Raw genomic sequence first — 20,801 nt, 5'->3', positions numbered from 1 at the left:
CACCTCTTTGGGTGGGCGTAAATCTTGCGTTAGCACTCACTGCCTGTGAGTGACAACGCTGCATAGTTAGGGAGGACAAGGAGAGCTGTCAACAGCCGTGATTTGAAAAATTTATGCCAAAGCCTGCGCTCAAATTGCTTGGCGACCAATGGCGAAACCACCGGTGCGCCCACGGTGCAATTTTGCAATAAACTCTAGGATTTCAAAGGTATTTCCACATTCAAGCCCGCATCTGTGAGCGCATAGACGCCGAGAGAGGCACGCATAAACCAGCCATAGTGATTGTCGGCCATGATCCGAGTCGCCTGAGCCACCCCTGTGGCTTTTGCCACCACATGACCTTTGCTCGGCCCATGTTCCAAAAGATGCGCCCGACAGCGCACGGCGTTTTGGCGATAACTCGTCACCCGCCCACCTGCCGGGGTGCCACCAAGGTTAGGATCGCCCTCGCGGGTCGCAAATTCTTTGACCAGTTTGGCAGACTTGGCCTTGTTCTTACGCGGCACAAAGGGCCGGGGATCGTGATGCACCTGCACCGCCTGCTCCGCCACATTCACCGAGATCACCCCAAGCCCCAGACGTTTGCACAGCGCGAGATTGCCTTTGAACATCCGCCAGCCCGCCTTGCCCTTCCACCGCGGCACGGCAAGGTAGACCCGATCAGTCAACGCCTGACGGGCTATGCCCTGTTGCAACAGAATCAGCGAAAACCCGGTCTTCAGCTCAATGATCACCGGGGCCTCATCTGGTTTCACCGCCATCACATCGGCGCCCCTGACCTCGGCTTTCACGTCATAACCAAGCCCCTCGAAATGGGCTTTGACGGGCGAATAAAGATCGGTTTCTTTCAGGGTCATGACGGTATCCCCTCCAATTCACACCCCATTCCGGCAACTAACGAATTCCTCATCGGGAACTTCTGCTATATCTGCGCTCATAAGATATCGCCTCGCATTTGAGAACAGAAGGGATTGACGTGAAACCGAATAAAGTTGCTGCAGTCACGATGGCATGGAATTCTCCCGTACTTCTCAAAAAATGGGTCGAGCATAACGCCGCCGCTTATGGCCGCGAAAACCTGTTTGTCATTTCTCACGGCGATGATCCGGCACAAGCCGCCGTCGCAGAGGGCACAAATTACATCACCCTGCCGCGCGAATTCAACGCGGAATTCGATGCGATCCGGTGGCGGTTCCTGTCCAACTACGCCTCCGGCCTGTTGGAATATTACAAGGTTGTTCAGGTCAACGACGTCGATGAGTTGATCGTCCTGGACCCCGAGGTGGGCACGGACCGCAAAGAGTATTTGCTGTCTTTGGCGGATCAGGGCCATTTTGCCCCTGTCGGCTATGACGTCCTGCCCCTGAATGGCGACCAAAACAATCTTGCGGGACTGGATTGGGACAAGCCTCTGTCTGAACAGGCGCCCTATGCCGTTTTGCGCGCGCGGTTTTGTAAACCCTGCATCATCACAGCGCCGGTCGAAATGATGCCCGGCGGGCATTCCCTCAAGCACACAAAATTCAAAGTGGATAGCGCGTTGATGTTGGCGCATTTGAAACTGTTGGACAGCGCACTGTGGCAATCGCATTACGACACGCTGGCCCATGACGCGCGCATCGCAACACGGCGCGCACGGACAAGGGACGAACGCATTCCGCGCGGCATCCGTGGTTTTGGTCGCGGCGCCGATCAGGTCCGCGCGTTGATCGAGACAGGTATGGATCGCCCCTTTGACCTCAAAGCGGCTCCCGGTGATGCGGCCAGTTTTTTAAACCAACGGCTGGAATTGATTTACGAGGGCTGGCGGGTCGAGCCGCGCGATGAGGAAGAATATATCATTCGCCTCGCCCCTCGATATATCGGGGCGTTTTAGCGCCACATGCTCCTGCACGCGACCGACCGAAACAGCCCTGCGCTCAACAGGTGACAAGCCATGCTGCACCGCCTATAAGGACCGCGAAATACCAATATCCTCACGCTATCTATGGGACAGACATATGACCACGCTCGTTTTCGGCCACAAATCCCCTGACACAGATTCCACCGGTTCCCCGCTCATCTGGGCATGGTACCTCAACGAAGTGAAAGGCGTTGACGCCAAACCCGTGCTTTTGGGCGCGCCGAACACAGAAGCCGCGTTTGTGGTTGAGAAATGGGGCTTTGAAATGCCCGAGATCATTTCTGAGGTTGCTGAAGGCCAGAACGTTGTCATCGTCGACACCAACAACCCGGCCGAATTGCCGGACGCAATCAATGACGCCAATGTCATCGCCATCATTGACCACCACAAACTTGTGGGCGGCCTTGAGACCAAAGGTCCGATCGACATCACCATCCGCCCGCTCGCCTGCACCGCGACAATCATGTATGACCTGATGGGCGACGATGCCGCCAAAATGCCCGACAACATCAAAGGCGCGATGCTGTCTTGCATCCTGTCCGACACATTGGAATTCCGGTCCCCAACCACCACGGACGTGGACAAAGCCCTGGCCGAAAAACTGGCCTCTGAACTGAACATCAACTTGGGCCAATACGCCTCTGAAATGTTCGAAGCCAAATCCGATGTCTCCGCCTTTTCTGACGCCGAATTGTTGCGGATGGATTCGAAAGAATACGCCGTCGAAGGCACCAAATTCCGCGTCTCCGTGTTGGAAACCACCGCGCCGAAAATCGTGCTGGACCGCAAAGCCAGCCTGTTGGCTTCCATGGTCGATGTCGCCAAGGAAGACGGCGTGGATCATGTGCTGTTGTTCGTGGTCGATATTCTGAATGAAGAAGCCACCATGTTCGTGCAAAACGATGTGGTGAAAGCCGTGGCGGAGAAATCCTTTGGCGCCACTGTGACGGGCGACTCTGTTGTGCTGCCGGGCATCATGTCCCGCAAAAAACAGATCATTCCGAACCTGAAGCTGTAATCTAAGCGATAGCCCAAAGGCCCGCCCAATCCGGCGGGCCTTTTTCGTTTGAGGAGCCGTTCATGGCGACACGCCCGGATTTCATGCGCGAACTGAAACGCGGCGAAGAGGACGAGGTCTTCGCCCTTTTGACCGCCGCTTTTGGCCAAAAAGACGAGGCCAAACTGGTCGATGATCTGCGCAAAACCCGCGCGATCGCCGGCGAAATGGTCCTGCCCTCCTCCGAGGGGATTGTCGGCTATGCCGCGCTCTCGACCATGGTCTCACCCAAAGGCTGGCTCTGCCTCGCCCCGGTCGCCATCCGCCCCGATCTGCAACGTCATGGCCATGGTCGACGCCTTGTTGGCATGATCTCGCAATGGTCGGTGATGAGCGGCAACAGCTTGGTCGTTTTGGGCGATCCGGCATTTTACACCCGCTGCGGTTTTGCCCCGATCCCGGCGGGCTTCACCTCTCCCTATCCGCTGGACCACACCTTGATCGCAGGCCCGACACAGACGAAGACTCCCGCGCTGATCTACCCCAGAGCCTTTGAAGGCTGACATGCTGAGGGTCCCGATCCGTTGCGCTTGATGCCGCCCCTCCCCTTTCCGCCCAAATAGCCTATATCAAAGGCGACCCTAAATTCAGAGGCCCCAATGACCCGCCTGATCCAATCGCTCCCCGAGATTTCCACCAATTACGACGCGCTGTTCGTCGATCTGTGGGGATGTGTCCACAACGGCGTAACCGCCTACCCCGAGGCCTGTGCGGCCCTGCAAGCGTACCGTCAAACCGGCGGCAAGGTGGTGTTGGTGACCAACTCGCCGCGACCTTGGCGCTCGGTTGCGACTCAAATCAAAGAGTTCGGCGTGCCGGATGACGCCTATGACGCCATTGCCACCTCAGGCGATTCGGCGCGTTTGGCGATGTATCTGGGCGTGGTGGGGCAAAAAGTGCATCACATCGGCGACATGTTCAAAGACGATTTCATGCAGCCGATGGACATCATTATGGAAGAAGCGCTTGAGATCACCGAAGTGCCGCTGAAGGACGCGGAGGGCATTGTCTGCTCTGGTCCCGAAGACCCTCTGGCCGATCCCGAAGAGTATCGCGGCACCTTCCTCTACGCCAAGCAAAAGGGCATGAAACTGCTCTGTGCCAACCCTGACATTGTTGTCGATCGGGGTGAAATCCGCGAATGGTGCGCCGGGGCTTTGGCCGCGCTTTATACCGAAATGGGCGGTGAGAGCCTCTATTTCGGCAAACCGCACCCGCCGATTTATGATCTGGCGCGGCGTCGCCTGTCGCGCATCGCTGAGGTCGAGGACGCGCGCATCCTATGCATTGGCGATGGCATCGGCACCGATGTGATGGGCGGCATTGGCGAGGGCTTGGACGTATTGTTCATCACCGGCGGCTTGGCGGCCAAAGAATTCGGCCCCGATCCGATCAACCCCGATCCTGCCCGGTTGAAAATGTGGCTCTCCGAGCAAAACCTGGCTCCGACAGCGGCCATTTCCCTTCTGCGCTAAGTGGCTGTGGCGTGGCAAACAGGCCGCGCCACACCACAAACTGCCTCAAATAAGAGACATGTTGTGCGAAATATATTTGCACACAACATCACATTTTAGTTTTTTTCTTTCGCGCAATATTGTTTCGTTTATCATTTGAGTCTATGCTGCACTGCAACACAGCGAAGGATTCGGAGATCATGTTGGACAATATGCCCCGCGGAACCATCTGCATCGAGGACATCGAAATCGGGATGACGCGCTCTTTGCGCAAAACCATCACCGATCATGACATCGAGTTGTTTGGTGAAGTTTCGACCGACCGCAACCCCGTGCATTTCGACGATGACTATGCCAACGACACGATTTTCGAAGGCCGCATCGCCCATGGCATGTTGACGGCGGGTCTCATTTCGGCGGTGATTGGCGAGCAATTGCCCGGCCATGGCACCATCTATATGGGCCAGACTTTGAAATTCCTCGCCCCCGTGCGCCCCGGCGACACCGTGTTGGCCGAAGTGACCGTAACCGACATCATCCACGCAAAACGCCGGGTTGCTCTTGAATGTCGCTGTACCGTAGGCGATACCGTAGTCTTGAAAGGCGAGGCTATGGTGCTTGCGCCGAGCCGCAAATTCGACTGACGCGGGGGGCTCCCCGCGAGGAGCCCCATGCAGATTCACACGCACTGGACCGACATTCCTGACGAGGCCAAAGGCTGTTCTGCCGCCATTGGCAATTTTGATGGTGTGCACCTTGGTCACCGCCGTGTCATTGACCTTGCGCGCCAATATGGCCCACTTGGTCTTGTCACCTTTGAACCCCATCCGCGTGAATATTTTGCCCCCGGCGCCCCGCCCTTTCGCCTGATGAATGCCGAAGCCAAGGCCAATCGACTGGCGAAACTCGGGGTTGAACAGTTGTTTCAACTGCCGTTTGACGCCGATATGGCAGCGATGACGCCAGAACAATTTGCCCGCAGCGTGATCAAAGACGGGCTTGGCCTGAGCCATGTCGTGGTCGGGGCCGATTTTTGCTTTGGCTCCAAACGCGCCGGCAAAGTCGAAGACCTCAAACGGTTTGGCGAAGAGATGGGCTTTGGCGTCACCGTGGCCGAGCTTTTGGAAACCGATGGCGGCGTCTCCTCCTCCTCTGCGATCCGCGTGGCTTTGGCCGAAGGCCGACCGAAAGATGCCGCCAATATGCTGGGTCACTGGCACCGCATCGAGGGCATGGTCGGGCATGGCGACAAACGCGGTCGCGATCTTGGCTTTCCGACGGCCAATATGTCCATCGCTGGGCTGCATGCGCCGAAATTTGGCGTCTACGCGGTGCTGGTCGATGTCCTCACCGGCCCGAACAAAGGCAGCTATCAAGGCGCGGCGTCTCTGGGCGTCAAACCGACCTTTGGCGCAAATCTGCCCTGCCTTGAGACCTTTGTGTTTGATTTTGAAGGCAATCTTTACGACGAACATCTCTCCGTCGCCTTTGTCGATTACCTGCGGCCCGAATTGGTGTTCACTGATTTGGATGCGCTGATCGTGCAAATGAATGCCGATTGCGAGCGGGCGCGTCAGATCCTTGGCGCTCTGGAATGAGCACGCGCCCCCGGTTTTGGGAAACCGTCCCGCTCAAAAAGATGACCCCCGAAGAATGGGAAGCGCTGTGTGACGGCTGCGGCAAATGTTGCCTTAATAAAATCGAGGATGCGGACACCGGCGAGGTGTTTTTAACCCGCGTCGCCTGTCGGCTTTTGGATGATCAGTCCTGCCAATGCGGCCAATATCAGATCCGCAAAAACCTTGTGCCTGAGTGCATTCAACTCAGCCCCGAGACCATCGAAACCCATGCCTATTGGATGCCCGTCACCTGCGCCTATCGCCTGTTGTGGCAGGGGCGCGAGTTGCCCGACTGGCATCCGCTGTTGACCGGCGATCCCGAAAGCGTCCATGCCGCAGGCGTCTCTGTGCGCGGACGCACCGTCCCGGAATTCGAGGTCGATGAGGACGAGTGGGAAGACTATATCATTGAGGAGCCGAGCTGATGTTTTTTGGGTCTGACAACACCTCCGGCGTGCATCCAAAACTGATGGAAGCGCTGACCAAAGCCAATGACGGCTACGCCTCCCCCTACGGCACGGACCGCTGGACGGCGGAATTGACCGAGCGGCTGCGCGACCTGTTTCAGGCCCCGGACGCATTGGTCTATCCGATGACCTCCGGCACCGGCACCAATGCGGCGATTCTGGCGGCGATGACCCCGCCCTGGGGCATCATCTATTGCCATAAAACCGCGCATATCGAGGTGGATGAACGCAACTCCGTGCCATTTTATTCCGGCGGGGCGAAACTCAAACCTTTGCCCGGTACGGCCAGCCGTCTGGCCCCTGAGGAGCTGCACGGTGAAGTCATCTCTGACGGCGCCAAAGACGACATTCACGCCAGCCCGCCCGCTGCCGTGTCCCTGACCAACTTGACCGAATTTGGCGAACTCTATCGCCCGGCGGACATCGCCGCGATCGCTGATGCCGCACAGTTGCCACTGCACTTAGATGGCGCGCGGTTTGCCAATGCGATGGCGGCCTCGCACGCCTCGCCATGGGAAATGACCCGCGAAATTTCGGCGCTCTCTTTGGGAGCGACCAAAACCGGCGCGATGGCGGCAGAGGCGGCGATCCTGTTTGATCCATCGCTCAAAAATGCCTTTGAAAGCAACCGGATGCGCGGCGGGCACAATCTCTCAAAAGCGCGCTATGTCTCGGCGCAAATACTGGCGTGGCTTCAGGATGATCTATGGCTTGAGCTGGCAACCCAGGCCAATGCCATGGGTGCACGATTGGCCGCCGGGATCACCGAGATCGGTGGCGAGTTGGCCTATGAGGTGGCGGGCAATATGGTGTTCGCCCGCCTGACTCGCGCCCAACACGCCAAGGCAAAGGCACGCGGCGCGGTCTATAATCTTTGGGGCGCACAGCCCGTGATAGGTGACCCGGATCAGCCGATGCTCGCGCGGTTTGTCGCAAGCTGGTCCACGACTGAGGCCGATGTCGACGCGCTTTTGGCGACGCTTACCGACTAAAGCGCCGCCAAATAAGCGTCCAGATCTTCCAACCGGTCCTGCCCCCAAAACCGCTCGTCCGTGTCGGTCACGATATAAAATGGCGAGCCAAACACCCCGGCCGCAAGCGCGTCCTCCAGGTTGCGCGCATAGACCTCGGCGCCCTTCAACATCCCGGTCATCGACAACATCGGATCAAAGCCAGAGGCCTTGAGCGCCTCGGTGATCACCGCATCCTCGGCGATATTTTTGTCCTCTTCCCAGACCGCGTTCAACAGGCGCTGCACCAATCCGTCGAGATCACCACCCCCCGCCTCTTGCGCCGCGATCACCGCATAGGAGGCAGGCGCAACGTTGGTCGGCCAGAATGCCGGCTCAAACTTCATTGGCTTGTCCAATTTGGCGGCAAAGCGTTTGAGTTCCTGCATCCGGTACAGTTTGCGCCCTTCGGTGCGCTGCGCCGGACGCGGTGCGCCTGTGCGGTCAAACATGGCGAGAATATCATAGGGTTTGTAGTGCACGGTCGCGCCATGACTGGCAGCGATTTCGGCAAAACGGTCACCCGCGAGATAGGTGAAGGACGACAAGAGCGAAAAATAGTAATCAATATGGGCCATTTGGTCCCTCCCGATGGATGCGTTTCGCCATGACGTTACTGTGCGCGGCCCTGGTGGAAAACCAGTTTCACCGCAAAAGAACGAGAAAGACACAGTTCACGCAGCGCCACCCTACCTCTGACATAGACGATGCGCGGTCTGAGTGGTAAGCGGTGGGCACGTTACGATTCCGTGACAGATCTGGCCAAATCACCTCGGGAAATGCGCTCATGCCCTCCACTCACGAACCGAAAATCATTTCAGGAAATGCCAACCGCACGCTTGGCAACGCCATCGCCCGGCGCTTGTCAATGCACCGGGGCATGTCCATCGACCTGTGCGATGCGCGTGTGGAGCGGTTCAATGACGGCGAGATTTTCGTCGAGGTCTATGAAAACGTGCGCGGCGAGGACATGTTCATTGTTCAACCGACCTCAAACCCAGCCAATGACAACCTGATGGAATTGCTGATCATCACCGATGCTCTGCGCCGCTCCAGCGCGGGTCGGATCACTGCTGTGATCCCGTACTTCGGCTATGCTCGTCAGGACCGCCGTACCAAAGCCCGCACACCGATCACCGCCAAACTCGTCGCCAACATGTTGGTCGAAGCGGGGATTGAGCGGGTGTTGACGATGGATCTGCACGCGACCCAGATTCAGGGTTTTTTCGACATTCCGGTGGACAACCTTTACGCCTCGCCGGTGTTCGCCCTCGACATCAAACACAATTTCAAAGAGGGCTTGGAGGACATCATGATCGTGTCCCCCGACGTTGGCGGCGTGGCCCGCGCCCGCGAATTGGCGAAACGCATCGAAGCGCCGCTGTCCATCGTCGACAAACGCCGCGAAAAGGCCGGTGAAGTGGCCGAAATGACCGTCATCGGCAATGTCGCCGGCAAAAAATGTATCATCGTCGATGACCTTGTCGATACCGCAGGGACGCTGTGCAAAGCCGCCGATCTTTTGATGGAACACGGCGCGGCTGAGGTGCACGCCTATATTTCTCACGGCGTTCTCTCAGGCCCGGCTGTTGAGCGCGTGACCAATTCCAAACTCTCTTCACTGGTCATCACCGACTCGATTGAGGCCTCAGATACGGCGAAAGCCTGTAAAAACATCCGCATCGTGCCGACCGCGCCGCTGTTTGCGCAGGCGATCATCAACACGTGGAACGGCACCTCCGTGTCAAGCTTGTTTGAGGACAAGACACTGGTGCCGCTCTATGAGGGTGTCTATCACCCCTGAAGCGTTTCGGATTTAACGATCTGATAGGTGAGACACACGAAAGGCGCGATGGGGTCCCCACGCGCCTTTTTCATGTCAGCCTTGGCTCAATAGAGGTCCCAGTCATCCTCGTGACGTACCGGGCCGATGGCCATCCAATCGGCACGCACACGGGCAATCTTTGTGTCGCCCCAGGTGCGGAAAACGATCACAAACCCGTCCTCGGAGACCATTTCGGCTGTGATATCAACGCGGTGGTTGGTGGTTTGGTCAATGTCGAGCATCGACAAGCTGACCTGAACCATGGGACGCTGACTAAACGCCTCGTCAAATTCGACGACACGCCGCAACTCGCGCGGGCCTTTGCCCGTCCACATCGCTCCGCCGTCCTGAAAATCCGAAAAAAGCAGGATGGACCCCTGTTCTATTCCAATTTGATGACTATCAATTCGTAACATTTGGTCTTTTGATCTCTGTCCCCGGTTCAGATTGCCTAAAAGGTATCTGAAAGGGAAGCGGAAAAGGGCGAGCTGAGTCAATCGAATGCGCACTCTGGTTGCACTCGACGGGTGCCGTGCCTGACATCAGGCAAAGAAAAAGCCCCACAGCGCGAACTGCGAGGCTTTTCAAACCTGTGTCACAGCCAATCAGAGATTGGTGTGGAACCCAAGATCCTCGGCGATATGAACCAGATCAGCGAGGAATTTTTGAGTCATGTGGTGTTCGTCGGGATGCGCTTCTTCGTGGGCTTTGGTGGCCTGCTTGAGAAGATCGGTGACGACCTCTTGGGACATTTCGCCCCGCGGCAGGGCCAGTTCGGCCAAAACAGAGATCGTGTCGGCGGACAGCTCGGCAAAGCCCCCCGTCACGACATATTGCTCCTCAACGCCTGCCCCCGTCGCGGTCAAAAGACCGGGACGCAGCGACAAGATGGTCGGCTCATGACCAGCCATCGCGGTGAGGTCACCATCGGCCCCCGGAATCTGCACCTGCTCCACGAGAACGGAGGTCAATTTCCGCTCAGGAGAGACGAGATCAAATTGGACATTAGCAGCCATGAATGGCCTCCTTCAAATGGTTTTCCCGGCAAGTCGCTCACAATACTGGGGAAAACCTGTGCCCGATATTGATGTCGCGAGCGTTCGAGATCAATCCCAGGGGGGGGCTGTATCTCGAAACGCTTAGGGTGAACGATTAAGCAGCTTCAGCGGCCAGTTTTTCGGCTTTTGCGAGCACGTCACCGATCCCACCAACCATGTAGAAGGCAGCTTCCGGCAGGTGATCGTATTCGCCAGCGACAACAGCTTTGAACGAAGAGATCGTGTCTTCGAGCGGAACCTGCACACCATCAGAGCCGGTGAACACTTTTGCCACGTCGAACGGCTGAGAGAGGAAACGCTGAATTTTACGGGCACGCGCCACGGTCAGCTTATCTTCTTCCGACAATTCGTCCATCCCGAGGATGGCGATGATGTCCTGCAACGACTTGTAGCGCTGAAGGATGTTCTGAACATCACGTGCCACCAAATAGTGCTCTTCGCCAACGATCTGCGGGTCCATGAGACGCGAGGTCGAGTCGAGCGGATCAACAGCCGGGTAGATACCAAGCTCGGAAATCGCGCGGTTAAGAACCGTGGTTGCATCCAAGTGAGCAAAGGTTGTTGCCGGTGCAGGGTCGGTAAGGTCATCGGCCGGAACGTACACAGCTTGGATCGAGGTGATCGAGCCGTTTTTGGTGGAGGTGATGCGTTCCTGCATCGCGCCCATGTCGGTGGCCAATGTCGGCTGGTAGCCCACAGCAGACGGGATACGACCGAGAAGTGCGGACACCTCGGAACCAGCCTGTGTAAAGCGGAAGATGTTGTCCACAAAGAACAGAACGTCTGCGCCGGTCGCGTCACGGAATTGCTCGGCCAGGGTCAGACCGGTCAACGCAATACGCATACGAGCGCCGGGAGGCTCGTTCATCTGACCGTAAACCAGAGCAATCTTGGAGTCCGTGAGGTTGTCAGGAGTCAAAACGCCGGATTCGATCATTTCGTAGTAAAGGTCGTTCCCTTCACGGGTCCGCTCGCCAACGCCGGCAAACACGGACAAACCGGAGTGCACTTTGGCGATGTTGTTGATGAGCTCCTGGATGAGAACCGTTTTACCAACACCCGCACCACCGAAGAGACCAATTTTACCGCCTTTGGAGTAAGGAGCGAGAAGGTCAATCACTTTGATGCCGGTGACGAGGATTTCGGCTTCGGTCGCCTGCTGGTCGAAATCCGGTGCTTCTGCGTGGATCGGACGGAATTCGGTGGCGTTGATCGGGCCTTTTTCGTCAACCGGATCGCCGGTGACGTTCAGGATGCGGCCCAAGGTGGCCGGACCCACAGGGACCGTGATCGGGCCGCCGGTGTTGGTCACGTCCTGACCGCGCACGAGGCCTTCTGTGGCGTCCATCGCGATGGTGCGCACAGAGTTTTCACCAAGGTGCTGAGCAACTTCGAGAACCAGACGGTTGCCGTTGTTGTCGGTTTCAAGAGCGTTCAGAATAGCGGGAAGGTCGCCATCGAACTGAACGTCCACAACGGCGCCAATCACCTGCGTGATCTTGCCTTTTGCTTGTGCCATGTATCTGTCTCCGGTGTTCTTAGAGCGCTTCAGCGCCCGAGATGATTTCGATAAGCTCGTTGGTGATGACGGCCTGACGCGAGCGGTTATACTGGATCGTCAGTTGGTCGATCATATCGCCTGCGTTGCGGGTTGCGTTGTCCATTGCGGACATGCGCGCACCCTGTTCGGAGGCCGCGTTTTCCAAAAGAGCTGCAAAGATTTGCGTGGCCACGCCGCGCGGCAGAAGGTCAGCCAAGATGGCCTCTTCGGACGGCTCATAATCGTACAAAGAGCCTCCGGTATCCTCGCTTGCCTCATAGGCGGCGGGGATGATCTGCTGGGCGGTCGGCACCTGTGTCACCACGTTTTGGAACTTCGCATAAAAGATCGTGGCCACATCATACTCAAGCGAGTCGAAGAGGGCCAAAAGACCTTTGGCGATGTTCTGCGCGTGGACATAGCCGAGCTTTTTGACATCAGAGAGGTCAAAATGTTCGACAAACAGGTCCGAAAAGTCGCGTTTCAACTGTTCACGGCCCTTTTTGCCAACGGTGATGATTTTCACCGTTTTGCCCTGGGCTTTGAGTTCAGCGATCCGCAGGCGCGCCAATCTTACGATATTGGTGTTGAAGCCACCGCACAGCCCCTTTTCAGAGGTCATGACAACGAGCAGCTGCACATCATCTTTCCCCGTCCCGGCCAGAAGCCGGGGCGCGGTATCAGAGCCACCTACAGAGGCCGACAACGCACCCAGCACAGCGTTGAAACGCTCTGCATAGGGGCGCGAGGCCTCGGCCGCATCCTGGGCCCGCCGCAATTTTGCGGCAGACACCATTTGCATGGCCTTCGTGATCTTCCGCGTGGATTTCACGCTGGCGATCCGGTTTTTAAGGTCCTTGAGGTTGGGCATCTAGCTGTCCTTAATCCTCGGGATTACGCGTAAGTCTTGGCGAATTCGTCCAGAACAGCCTTAAGCTTATCTGCAGGCTCACCTTTGATCTTCGGATCTTCGTTTGTGATCCACTCAAGAATATCGGCGTGCTGGTTGCGCAGGAACTCAAGCATCTGTGCTTCATACTTGCCAACCTCTTTCACCGGGACTTTGTCCAGGTAGCCATTGGTGCCAGCGAAGATGACGCAGACGATTTCGGCGTTGGTCAGCGGCGAGTACTGCGGCTGTTTCATCAGTTCAGTCAAACGCGCGCCACGGTTCAGCAAACGCTGAGTGGAAGCGTCGAGGTCAGACCCGAACTGAGCAAACGCGGCCATCTCGCGGTACTGAGCCAGCGACAGTTTCACCGGACCCGCCACAGAGGACATGGCTTTGGTCTGAGCCGAGGACCCAACGCGGGACACGGAGAGACCGGTGTTCACAGCAGGACGAATGCCTTGGTAGAACAGTTCGGTTTCCAAGAAGATCTGACCGTCGGTGATCGAGATCACGTTGGTCGGAATAAACGCGGACACGTCGCCACCCTGAGTTTCGATGATCGGCAGAGCGGTGAGCGAGCCAGACCCGAAATCTTCGTTGAGTTTCGCAGAGCGTTCCAGCAGGCGAGAGTGGAGGTAGAACACGTCACCCGGATAGGCTTCACGCCCCGGCGGACGACGCAGAAGCAAGGACATCTGGCGATAGGACACAGCTTGTTTCGAGAGATCATCGTAGATGATCAAAGCATGACGGCCATTGTCGCGGAAATGCTCGGCCATTGCGGTCGCGGCGTAGGGGGCCATGAACTGCATCGGGGCCGGATCGGACGCGGTTGCGGCCACAACGATGGTGTATTCGATCGCGCCGGTTTCTTCGAGCTTTTTCACAAGCTGAGCCACCGTGGAGCGTTTCTGACCAACAGCAACGTAGATGCAGTAGAGTTTGTCGTTTTCGGACTTGGCTGCATCGTTGTAGGATTTTTGGTTGAGGATCGCGTCGAGTGCCACAGCGGTTTTGCCGGTCTGACGGTCACCAATGATCAGCTCACGCTGGCCACGGCCGATCGGGATCATCGCGTCCACGGATTTGAGGCCAGTGGCCATCGGTTCGTGCACGGATTTACGCGGGATAATGCCCGGTGCCTTGCTGTCTGCGATGCGACGCTCGGCGGTGTTGATCGGACCTTTGCCGTCAATCGGATTGCCCAGACCGTCCACGATGCGACCCAAAAGGGCGTCACCTGCGGGCACGTCCACGATGGATTTGGTGCGTTTCACAACGTCACCTTCTTTGATCGCGCGGTCGGACCCGAAGATCACGACACCGACGTTGTCGGCTTCAAGGTTGAGCGCCATCCCGCGGATACCACCGGGGAATTCGACCATCTCACCGGCTTGAACATTATCGAGACCGTACACGCGCGCGATCCCGTCCCCGACGGAGAGCACGCGCCCCACTTCAGCGACTTCGGCCTCTTGGCCAAAGTTTTTAATCTGCTCCTTGAGGATCGCAGAAATTTCGGCTGCCTGGATTCCCATTATCCGACCTCTTTCATTGCATTCTGGAGGGAGTTGAGTTTGGAGGCGATCGACGTGTCGATCATCTTCGAACCCACTTTAACGACAAGACCGCCGATGAGGGCTTCATCCACGGTCGCATTGATAGTCACGTCCTTGCCAAAAGTCTCCGAGAGGGTCTTGGCAAGTTTGGTGGTCTGCGTTTTGGTCAGCGCCTTTGCGGACGCAACCTCGGCCGTCACTTCACCACGCTCTTCGGCAAGCATATCGCTCAAAGAGGCCACGAGTTGCGGCAGGGCAAAGATCCGGCGATTCTGAGCCATCAGTGCCAGAGTGTTGGACAAGATGTCCGACAGGCCGGCCTTTTTGGCGATGGCAACAATCGCGGCCTCAAGCTCTTCGCGTGAATAGAGCGGCGATGAGATAAGAGCCGTCAGATCGGCACTCTCACTGAGGGCCGTGGACAATGTTGCCACGTCTCCCTCAAGAGCCTTGATGGCATTGCCTTCTTTGGCCAATTGAAAAATGGCCGTTGCATAGCGTGCGGCGATGCCGCGGGAGATCGAAGCTGGTTCGGACACGTCCACCCTTCCGATGTCTTTGGGCCGTCTCCCAGCCGCCCCGTTGCCGGGATTGTGAACTGAGATTGGGCAGCGTGATAAACCCACGCATCACGCGCGAGCAGCAAAATCAGCGTGGATGTAGCAGAGGCTCATCCATGCCGCAACCTTGTTGCGCGACAGATTGGCGACTTTAGCGCCAACAGTTTGAAAGTTGCTTCGTTTGTATTTCAATACGTTAAGAAATCCGCGACGTGACGGCACAAAAAAAAATTGTAGCAGAAAGTTCCGCCCAAAGTTCCGTCCCCTGTACCGCGTTCACGGAATCGTGCGATTCCCCGCCATCGGGCATCTCCCGGATGCCTTTTTAGGGCCGCGTGCGGCACAGTTCGCGCACAGCCCGCGCCATGAAAGACACAGGGTTTTCGAACCCATTTCATCTGCCCGGAAGAACGGGGCATATAAAACGAAACATCGCGAAAACGGGGGCCCTGCGGCCCCCGTTTCCCGTTGCATACCTGATGTTCAAAAAGCGATCGCGTTATTTCAGCGAATAGACCAGTGACACGCCGAGTGTGTTGTCGGTGTGCTTAAAACCCGCGAGCGGATCACTGTTGAACTCGGTCAAAAGCGACGTGCGCATGGCGAGCGGGCCGTTCAGCGCCACGTTGAACGCCAAATCGTTGGTCACGGACGTGTCTGTGTCAGAGGCGATGATGTCGGTGTCGTTGGTGAAGAACATGCCATTGCCAATGTCATAAAAGAACTTGGAGCTGACAGATCCAGCGACCTCATCAATATCATCTTCGAGAGAGCCATCCGCAACTTCGGCATAACGGTAGCCTGGACCCGCCTGAAGCGACCAAGAGACGTCGTTGGTGTTCACGATACGGTACCCAAGACCAATCCCCACGAAGCTGTCCGTCTCATAAGAGCTGAACTCGTCGTATTTGGTGCGGATTTGACCATAGCCGTAGAGGTTCTCATTGAACATCCGGGTGTAGTCATAGGCCGCAGCCAGAGAGTTCGCGGTCGTATCGTCTTCGTCTTCGCTGTAGTTGTAGCTCAAGGCAAAATCATGGCCGTTGACACCATCACCAAAACCAAGGCGTGCGCCAACACCGAAATCTTTGGTGTCAGAGTTGCCGGAGGTGGCATTGGCCGTTGCGGAGACAGAGCCATAAGCCCCGTTCATGCCTGCGCCGCGACCGAAATTGCGCGAGTTGCGCGCGTCGTCGAACTCGTCCTGGATGCGTTCTTCGATCGCCTCGACATTATCGCCAACAGCATCAACACTGTTGAATACCGTCGTGCTCTCGGCAAAGGCCGGGAGGGCTGCGGTCGAGAGCAAAAGAGCGGCGAGGGCGGGGGTGATTTTCTTAAGACCCATAAATGAAGTCCTTTCCTAGTTAAGAACACAAGGCTGCAATCCTGCGCGCCTTACGGCCTCATCTAAACGCTTGCCCAAGAAGCACCAGAGCCGCCGGGAAAATTCGAGGATTCATTGTATTTCAGCAACTTGAGCAGATTTATGCCGATAAAATCTCGCCATTTTTCGCCCTTTCTGGCGACAATAAGCCGACATTTTCACATCTGCGTGAAAGCCCTTGTCAAAGAATATAGAAATTCAGCACGGTAATTCGGCAAAGTGCCGAGCCCTCTGACATCGGCAAATCAATCAGACCGGCTTTGCCTCCGGGACAGGCCGCAACCCCTCCAACACCCGGCTGGGGCGACGGACCGCTTCGGGGGTGCCTGATCCGGTTTGGGCGTAGACCTGTTTCGACACTTCGACCATCAACACTCCCCCCGCCAGAGCGGTGGAGACACGTCGCCCGACCCGTTCCCACACCGGCCCCCAACGCAACCAAAAGCGTTTGTGCGAGGGTGGTTGAAACAGCACGGCGGCGTGACGTTCAGGGATAAACCCGGCTTGGCGCAATTGGCTTTCGAGTTGGCCCAACGAATAAGGACGACCGTAGCCAAAGGGCGTGCTGTCTGAGCGCGACCAAAGCCCGCCCCGGTTTGGCACCACAAACAGCGCCCGCCCGCCGGGACCAAGCGCCCGCCAGCATTCCGCCAGCAAAGGCTGTGGATTGTCCGACGTTTCCAGCCCGTGCATCACCACCAGTTTATCAACAAACCCGGTCTGGATCGGCCAGCGCGTTTCCGGGCACAGCGCCGACACATTGGGCAAACCTGCGGGCCAATGCATCACCCCCTGTTGATCCGGCATCAAGGCCACAACCCGGCGCGCATCTTCCAGAAAGGGCCGCAACAATGGCGCGGCAAAGCCAAACCCCGCCACGGTCTGACGCGAGGCATCGGGCCAGAATTCCACGACCTGAGTACGGATCGCCCGCTGTGCCGCGCGCCCCAATCCGGTCCGGTAATAAAAATTTCTAAGCTCAACAACGTCGAGATGCATTGCAATCGGTAGCCTTGCGCCAAATGTTAAGGGAACAATGACCCAAAGCCGGAGAAAATGCTATGGCCCATGAGAGAGACGTCGAGATCGTCACTGTCTCAGCCCTGTCTGACAATTACGATTTCCTCGTGCATGATCCGATCAGTGGCCGCACGGCTTTGGTTGACGCCGCCGATCCCGAACCGATTTTGGCGGCACTGGCAGAGCGCGGCTGGCACTTGGACGAAATTTGGCTGACCCATCATCATTGGGATCACATTGACGGCACGGCAGCGCTGGTTGAGGCCACGGGCGCGCAGGTGACGGGCGCGAAAGCCGACCAACACCGCCTGCCGCCTATGGCCCGCGTGGTGGAACCGGGACAGAGCTTTGCGTTTGCCGGGCATCAGGTCAATGTCTTGGCCGCCGATGGGCACACCATTGGTCACATCGCCTATCACATGCCTTCGGCCAAGGCGCTTTTCACCGCCGATAGCCTGATGGCGCTTGGCTGTGGCCGCCTGTTTGAGGGCACGCCTGCGCAGATGTGGGACACGCTCAGCCGCTTTATGGCGCTGCCCGACGATACGGTGATTTATTCCGGCCATGAATACACCGCCGCCAATGCCAAATTTGCCATAACGATTGAGCCCGACAATGCGGCCCTTTTGGCGCGGATCAACGACATCGAGGCCGCGCGTACAAAAGACCAACCCACCGTGCCCTCTGTTTTGGCCTTGGAGCGCGCCACCAATCCGTTTTTACGCGCAGGACTCTTCGAGGTAAAAACGCATCTGGGGCTGACCGGAGCCTCCGATCTCGAAGCGTTTACCGAAATCCGCGCGCGAAAGGACCAATTCTGAGTCTGCTATCTCCTTGCAATCCCTCCGCACTGTCATACATGTTTAAGAGATAAAGAGGGAAATCTGCGTACCAAACCGCCCAAATCTTGATGCCTCACAAAAAAGTAGGGGTGTTAACCACTTTTTTCCTTGAAGCGCGCGCGTTTCAATCGAACTTTAAGAGTATGAGGCCACGGTTATGGTTGCGGGGCCATGAAACGCCCCCCTCCAGACCCCGAAAGCAAGGAGCACAAAAGACGTGCCGTCATTTTCGAACACCCTTGAGCAAGCCATCCATGCAGCCTTGGCGCTGGCGAACGCCCGCCGTCACGAGCTTGCGACCCTGGAACACCTATTGCTGGCCCTGATCGACGAGCCCGACGCGGCGCGCGTGATGCAGGCCTGTAATGTTGAGCTCGAGGAGTTGCGAAAAACCCTGCTGGATTATATAGAAGACGATCTTTCAACACTCGTCACCGATGTTGAAGGATCTGAGGCGGTGCCCACCGCCTCCTTCCAACGCGTGATTCAACGCGCCGCCATCCATGTCCAATCCTCTGGTCGTACCGAGGTCACCGGTGCCAATGTGTTGGTCGCGATCTTTGCCGAACGCGAATCGAACGCCGCCTATTTCCTGCAAGAACAGGATATGACGCGCTATGATGCGGTGAATTTCATTGCCCATGGCGTGGCCAAAGACCCCGCCTTTGGTGAGGCGCGCCCGATCACCGGCGCAGAAGAGCATGAGGATGAGGGTCAGACCTCCTCGCATCAGCCCAGCGGTGAGGACAAAGAATCCGCGCTGGCCAAATACTGTGTCGATCTCAACAAAAAGGCTATGAAAGGCGATGTTGATCCGCTGATCGGTCGCGCCCATGAGGTCGAACGCTGTATTCAGGTGCTTTGCCGCCGCCGCAAAAACAACCCGCTTTTGGTCGGGGATCCCGGCGTTGGCAAAACCGCCATTGCCGAAGGCTTGGCCAAAAAGATTGTTGATGGCGAAACCCCGGACATCTTGGCGCAGTCGACGATTTATTCGCTCGATATGGGCGCGCTTTTGGCCGGGACACGCTATCGCGGTGATTTCGAGGAACGTCTGAAAGCGGTCGTCAAAGAGCTCGAAGAACATCCCGACGCCGTCTTGTTCATCGACGAGATTCACACAGTGATTGGCGCTGGTGCCACATCCGGCGGGGCGATGGACGCGTCCAACCTGTTGAAACCCGCGCTTGCGGGCGGAAAACTGCGTTGCATGGGGTCCACGACCTACAAAGAGTTCCGCCAGCATTTTGAAAAAGACCGGGCTCTGGCACGTCGCTTCCAAAAAATCGACGTCAATGAACCGACCGTGGATGATGCGATCAAAATCCTTCAGGGCCTCAAACCCTATTTCGAGGAACATCACGACATCCGCTACACCCATGATGCGATCAAGGCTGCGGTCGAACTGTCCGCGCGCTATATCCATGACCGCAAATTGCCGGACAAAGCCATCGACGTGATCGACGAGGCCGGTGCCGCGCAACATCTGGTGGCCGAAAGCCGTCGCCGCAAAACCATCGGCACCAAAGAGATCGAAGCGGTTGTGGCGAAAATCGCCCGCATCCCGCCGAAAAACGTCTCGAAAGACGATGCCGAAGTGCTCAAAGATCTGGAGGCCACGCTCAAACGCGTTGTGTTCGGTCAGGACAAGGCGATCGAAACCCTGTCTTCGGCGATCAAATTGGCCCGCGCGGGTCTGCGTGAGCCCGAAAAGCCGATTGGCAACTATCTGTTCGCCGGGCCGACAGGCGTCGGTAAAACCGAGGTGGCGAAACAGCTTGCCGACAGCCTAGGCGTTGAATTGCTGCGGTTTGACATGTCCGAATACATGGAAAAACACGCGGTCTCCCGCCTGATCGGCGCGCCTCCGGGCTATGTCGGCTTTGATCAGGGCGGCATGTTGACGGATGGCGTCGATCAGCATCCGCATTGTGTGCTTTTGCTCGATGAGATGGAAAAGGCCCACCCGGATGTCTACAACATCCTGTTGCAGGTGATGGACAACGGCAAGCTGACCGATCACAACGGCCGCACCGTCGATTTCCGCAATGTGATCTTGATCATGACCTCAAACGCGGGGGCCACCGAGCAAGCGAAAGAGGCCATCGGCTTTGGTCGCGATCGTCGGACAGGCGAAGATACGGCAGCGATTGAACGGACCTTTACGCCAGAATTCCGCAACCGTCTTGACGCCGTGGTGTCCTTTGCGCCACTGCCGAAAGAGGTCATCATGCAGGTGGTCGAGAAATTCGTGCTGCAACTTGAGGCCCAGCTTATGGACCGCAATGTGCATATCGAACTCACCCGCAAAGCGGCGGAATGGCTGGCAGACAAGGGCTATGATGACAAAATGGGCGCGCGTCCGCTGGGCCGCGTGATCCAGGAGTACATCAAAAAGCCGCTGGCCGAGGAATTGCTGTTTGGCAAACTCGCCAAAGGGGGCGTGGTCAAGGTTGGCGTCAAAGATGGTCAGATCGAACTGCGCGTCGAACAGCCGGACGCCCCGCGTATCGGGCGGCAGAAAAAGCCCCCCCTGCTCACTGCGGAGTGATCGCAACACTGTTTGAAAAGGCCCCGTCAAAACTTGACGGGGCCTTTTTCACAGGCG

General features: G+C 57.2%; 21 protein-coding genes. 11 read left to right on the top strand and 10 right to left on the bottom strand.

What is annotated here, in order from left to right; all coding sequences use genetic code 11:
- Positions 1 to 194: 194 nt before the first annotated feature.
- Positions 195 to 857, bottom strand: coding sequence for a DUF2161 domain-containing phosphodiesterase (locus C8029_RS21750; RefSeq protein ID WP_009572988.1), 663 nt, complete (start codon positions 855 to 857; stop codon positions 195 to 197).
- A 119-nt stretch (positions 858 to 976) separates the two neighbouring features.
- On the opposite strand from C8029_RS21750, the gene C8029_RS21745 reads away from it, so the two are divergent.
- From C8029_RS21745 to C8029_RS21710, 8 genes are all read left to right on the top strand, one after another.
- Complete coding sequence (locus C8029_RS21745) at positions 977 to 1,876, top strand: hypothetical protein (RefSeq protein ID WP_009572987.1); 900 nt, start codon at positions 977 to 979, stop codon at positions 1,874 to 1,876.
- A 124-nt stretch (positions 1,877 to 2,000) separates the two neighbouring features.
- Positions 2,001 to 2,921, top strand: a complete 921-nt coding sequence (locus tag C8029_RS21740; RefSeq protein ID WP_009572986.1) for a manganese-dependent inorganic pyrophosphatase — start codon at positions 2,001 to 2,003, stop codon at positions 2,919 to 2,921.
- A 62-nt stretch (positions 2,922 to 2,983) separates the two neighbouring features.
- Entirely contained in the window at positions 2,984 to 3,463 is a 480-nt protein-coding gene (locus C8029_RS21735; protein WP_009572985.1) for a GNAT family N-acetyltransferase, read from the top strand.
- Between the two features lie 96 nt (positions 3,464 to 3,559).
- Positions 3,560 to 4,435, top strand: coding sequence for a TIGR01459 family HAD-type hydrolase (locus tag C8029_RS21730; RefSeq protein WP_009572984.1), 876 nt, complete (start codon positions 3,560 to 3,562; stop codon positions 4,433 to 4,435).
- A gap of 179 nt (positions 4,436 to 4,614) precedes the next feature.
- Positions 4,615 to 5,058 carry a MaoC family dehydratase gene (locus C8029_RS21725; RefSeq protein WP_009572983.1) on the top strand — a complete coding sequence of 148 codons (444 nt, stop codon included), beginning with the start codon at positions 4,615 to 4,617 and terminating at the stop codon, positions 5,056 to 5,058.
- A gap of 27 nt (positions 5,059 to 5,085) precedes the next feature.
- Positions 5,086 to 6,012, top strand: coding sequence for a bifunctional riboflavin kinase/FAD synthetase (locus C8029_RS21720; RefSeq protein WP_009572982.1), 927 nt, complete (start codon positions 5,086 to 5,088; stop codon positions 6,010 to 6,012).
- Positions 6,009 to 6,458 (top strand): YcgN family cysteine cluster protein, encoded by a 450-nt coding sequence (locus tag C8029_RS21715; protein ID WP_009572981.1) that lies wholly within the window; start codon positions 6,009 to 6,011, stop codon positions 6,456 to 6,458. Before C8029_RS21720 ends, C8029_RS21715 begins: the two co-directional genes overlap by 4 nt.
- Positions 6,458 to 7,492, top strand: a complete 1,035-nt coding sequence (locus tag C8029_RS21710) for a threonine aldolase family protein (RefSeq protein WP_009572980.1) — start codon at positions 6,458 to 6,460, stop codon at positions 7,490 to 7,492. Before C8029_RS21715 ends, C8029_RS21710 begins: the two co-directional genes overlap by 1 nt.
- Here C8029_RS21710 and C8029_RS21705 read toward each other — a convergent pair.
- Entirely contained in the window at positions 7,489 to 8,088 is a 600-nt protein-coding gene (locus C8029_RS21705; protein ID WP_009572979.1) for a 2-hydroxychromene-2-carboxylate isomerase, read from the bottom strand. The two genes, C8029_RS21710 and C8029_RS21705, sit on opposite strands and share 4 nt — an antisense overlap.
- Before the next feature lie 209 nt (positions 8,089 to 8,297).
- Between C8029_RS21705 and C8029_RS21700 the strand changes: the two genes are divergently transcribed.
- A complete protein-coding gene (locus C8029_RS21700) occupies positions 8,298 to 9,314 on the top strand; it encodes a ribose-phosphate pyrophosphokinase (protein WP_009572978.1) in 1,017 nt (338 codons plus the stop codon).
- Positions 9,315 to 9,400: 86 nt separating this feature from the next.
- Here the strand turns inward: C8029_RS21700 and C8029_RS21695 are convergent, their stop codons facing one another.
- The 8 genes from C8029_RS21695 to C8029_RS21660 form a co-directional block, all read right to left on the bottom strand.
- Complete coding sequence (locus C8029_RS21695; protein WP_332835021.1) at positions 9,401 to 9,670, bottom strand: H-type lectin domain-containing protein; 270 nt, start codon at positions 9,668 to 9,670, stop codon at positions 9,401 to 9,403.
- A 270-nt stretch (positions 9,671 to 9,940) separates the two neighbouring features.
- Positions 9,941 to 10,351, bottom strand: a complete 411-nt coding sequence (locus C8029_RS21690) for a F0F1 ATP synthase subunit epsilon (protein WP_009572976.1) — start codon at positions 10,349 to 10,351, stop codon at positions 9,941 to 9,943.
- A gap of 136 nt (positions 10,352 to 10,487) precedes the next feature.
- Complete coding sequence (atpD, locus tag C8029_RS21685) at positions 10,488 to 11,912, bottom strand: F0F1 ATP synthase subunit beta (RefSeq protein ID WP_009572975.1); 1,425 nt, start codon at positions 11,910 to 11,912, stop codon at positions 10,488 to 10,490.
- A 19-nt stretch (positions 11,913 to 11,931) separates the two neighbouring features.
- Positions 11,932 to 12,804, bottom strand: coding sequence for a F0F1 ATP synthase subunit gamma (locus C8029_RS21680; RefSeq protein WP_152003732.1), 873 nt, complete (start codon positions 12,802 to 12,804; stop codon positions 11,932 to 11,934).
- 23 nt (positions 12,805 to 12,827) lie between these two features.
- On the bottom strand, positions 12,828 to 14,363 hold the full coding sequence (gene atpA, locus C8029_RS21675; protein WP_152003731.1) for a F0F1 ATP synthase subunit alpha: 1,536 nt from the start codon (positions 14,361 to 14,363) through the stop codon (positions 12,828 to 12,830).
- A complete protein-coding gene (locus C8029_RS21670) occupies positions 14,363 to 14,923 on the bottom strand; it encodes a F0F1 ATP synthase subunit delta (RefSeq protein WP_040402703.1) in 561 nt (186 codons plus the stop codon). The genes atpA and C8029_RS21670 overlap by 1 nt, the downstream gene beginning before the upstream one ends.
- Before the next feature lie 520 nt (positions 14,924 to 15,443).
- Complete coding sequence (locus C8029_RS21665; protein WP_009572971.1) at positions 15,444 to 16,292, bottom strand: DUF481 domain-containing protein; 849 nt, start codon at positions 16,290 to 16,292, stop codon at positions 15,444 to 15,446.
- A gap of 288 nt (positions 16,293 to 16,580) precedes the next feature.
- Complete coding sequence (locus C8029_RS21660) at positions 16,581 to 17,330, bottom strand: class I SAM-dependent methyltransferase (RefSeq protein ID WP_009572970.1); 750 nt, start codon at positions 17,328 to 17,330, stop codon at positions 16,581 to 16,583.
- Between the two features lie 62 nt (positions 17,331 to 17,392).
- Between C8029_RS21660 and gloB the strand changes: the two genes are divergently transcribed.
- Both gloB and clpA read left to right on the top strand, forming a co-directional pair.
- Positions 17,393 to 18,172 carry a hydroxyacylglutathione hydrolase gene (gloB, locus tag C8029_RS21655; protein WP_009572969.1) on the top strand — a complete coding sequence of 260 codons (780 nt, stop codon included), beginning with the start codon at positions 17,393 to 17,395 and terminating at the stop codon, positions 18,170 to 18,172.
- Between the two features lie 238 nt (positions 18,173 to 18,410).
- Entirely contained in the window at positions 18,411 to 20,744 is a 2,334-nt protein-coding gene (gene clpA / locus C8029_RS21650) for an ATP-dependent Clp protease ATP-binding subunit ClpA (protein WP_009572968.1), read from the top strand.
- Positions 20,745 to 20,801: the final 57 nt, after the last annotated feature.

This window comes from Roseobacter sp. TSBP12 (genome assembly GCF_009129705.1).
In the GTDB taxonomy this organism is placed as follows: domain Bacteria; phylum Pseudomonadota; class Alphaproteobacteria; order Rhodobacterales; family Rhodobacteraceae; genus Celeribacter; species Celeribacter baekdonensis_A.
This window is presented reverse-complemented; position numbering and strand designations above follow the sequence as displayed.

Coding starts and splice junctions, on each gene's coding strand:
- C8029_RS21665 (WP_009572971.1), bottom strand. CDS start 16,292: ATGGGTCTTAAGAAAATCACCCCCGCCCTCGCCGCTCTTTTGCTCTCG.
- C8029_RS21660 (WP_009572970.1), bottom strand. CDS start 17,330: ATGCATCTCGACGTTGTTGAGCTTAGAAATTTTTATTACCGGACCGGA.
- C8029_RS21725 (WP_009572983.1), top strand. CDS start 4,615: ATGTTGGACAATATGCCCCGCGGAACCATCTGCATCGAGGACATCGAA.
- C8029_RS21710 (WP_009572980.1), top strand. CDS start 6,458: ATGTTTTTTGGGTCTGACAACACCTCCGGCGTGCATCCAAAACTGATG.
- C8029_RS21735 (WP_009572985.1), top strand. CDS start 2,984: ATGGCGACACGCCCGGATTTCATGCGCGAACTGAAACGCGGCGAAGAG.
- C8029_RS21715 (WP_009572981.1), top strand. CDS start 6,009: ATGAGCACGCGCCCCCGGTTTTGGGAAACCGTCCCGCTCAAAAAGATG.
- C8029_RS21680 (WP_152003732.1), bottom strand. CDS start 12,804: ATGCCCAACCTCAAGGACCTTAAAAACCGGATCGCCAGCGTGAAATCC.
- C8029_RS21705 (WP_009572979.1), bottom strand. CDS start 8,088: ATGGCCCATATTGATTACTATTTTTCGCTCTTGTCGTCCTTCACCTAT.
- atpD (WP_009572975.1), bottom strand. CDS start 11,912: ATGGCACAAGCAAAAGGCAAGATCACGCAGGTGATTGGCGCCGTTGTG.
- gloB (WP_009572969.1), top strand. CDS start 17,393: ATGGCCCATGAGAGAGACGTCGAGATCGTCACTGTCTCAGCCCTGTCT.
- C8029_RS21720 (WP_009572982.1), top strand. CDS start 5,086: ATGCAGATTCACACGCACTGGACCGACATTCCTGACGAGGCCAAAGGC.
- C8029_RS21695 (WP_332835021.1), bottom strand. CDS start 9,670: ATGTGGACGGGCAAAGGCCCGCGCGAGTTGCGGCGTGTCGTCGAATTT.
- C8029_RS21690 (WP_009572976.1), bottom strand. CDS start 10,351: ATGGCTGCTAATGTCCAATTTGATCTCGTCTCTCCTGAGCGGAAATTG.
- C8029_RS21730 (WP_009572984.1), top strand. CDS start 3,560: ATGACCCGCCTGATCCAATCGCTCCCCGAGATTTCCACCAATTACGAC.
- C8029_RS21740 (WP_009572986.1), top strand. CDS start 2,001: ATGACCACGCTCGTTTTCGGCCACAAATCCCCTGACACAGATTCCACC.
- atpA (WP_152003731.1), bottom strand. CDS start 14,363: ATGGGAATCCAGGCAGCCGAAATTTCTGCGATCCTCAAGGAGCAGATT.
- C8029_RS21700 (WP_009572978.1), top strand. CDS start 8,298: ATGCCCTCCACTCACGAACCGAAAATCATTTCAGGAAATGCCAACCGC.
- C8029_RS21750 (WP_009572988.1), bottom strand. CDS start 857: ATGACCCTGAAAGAAACCGATCTTTATTCGCCCGTCAAAGCCCATTTC.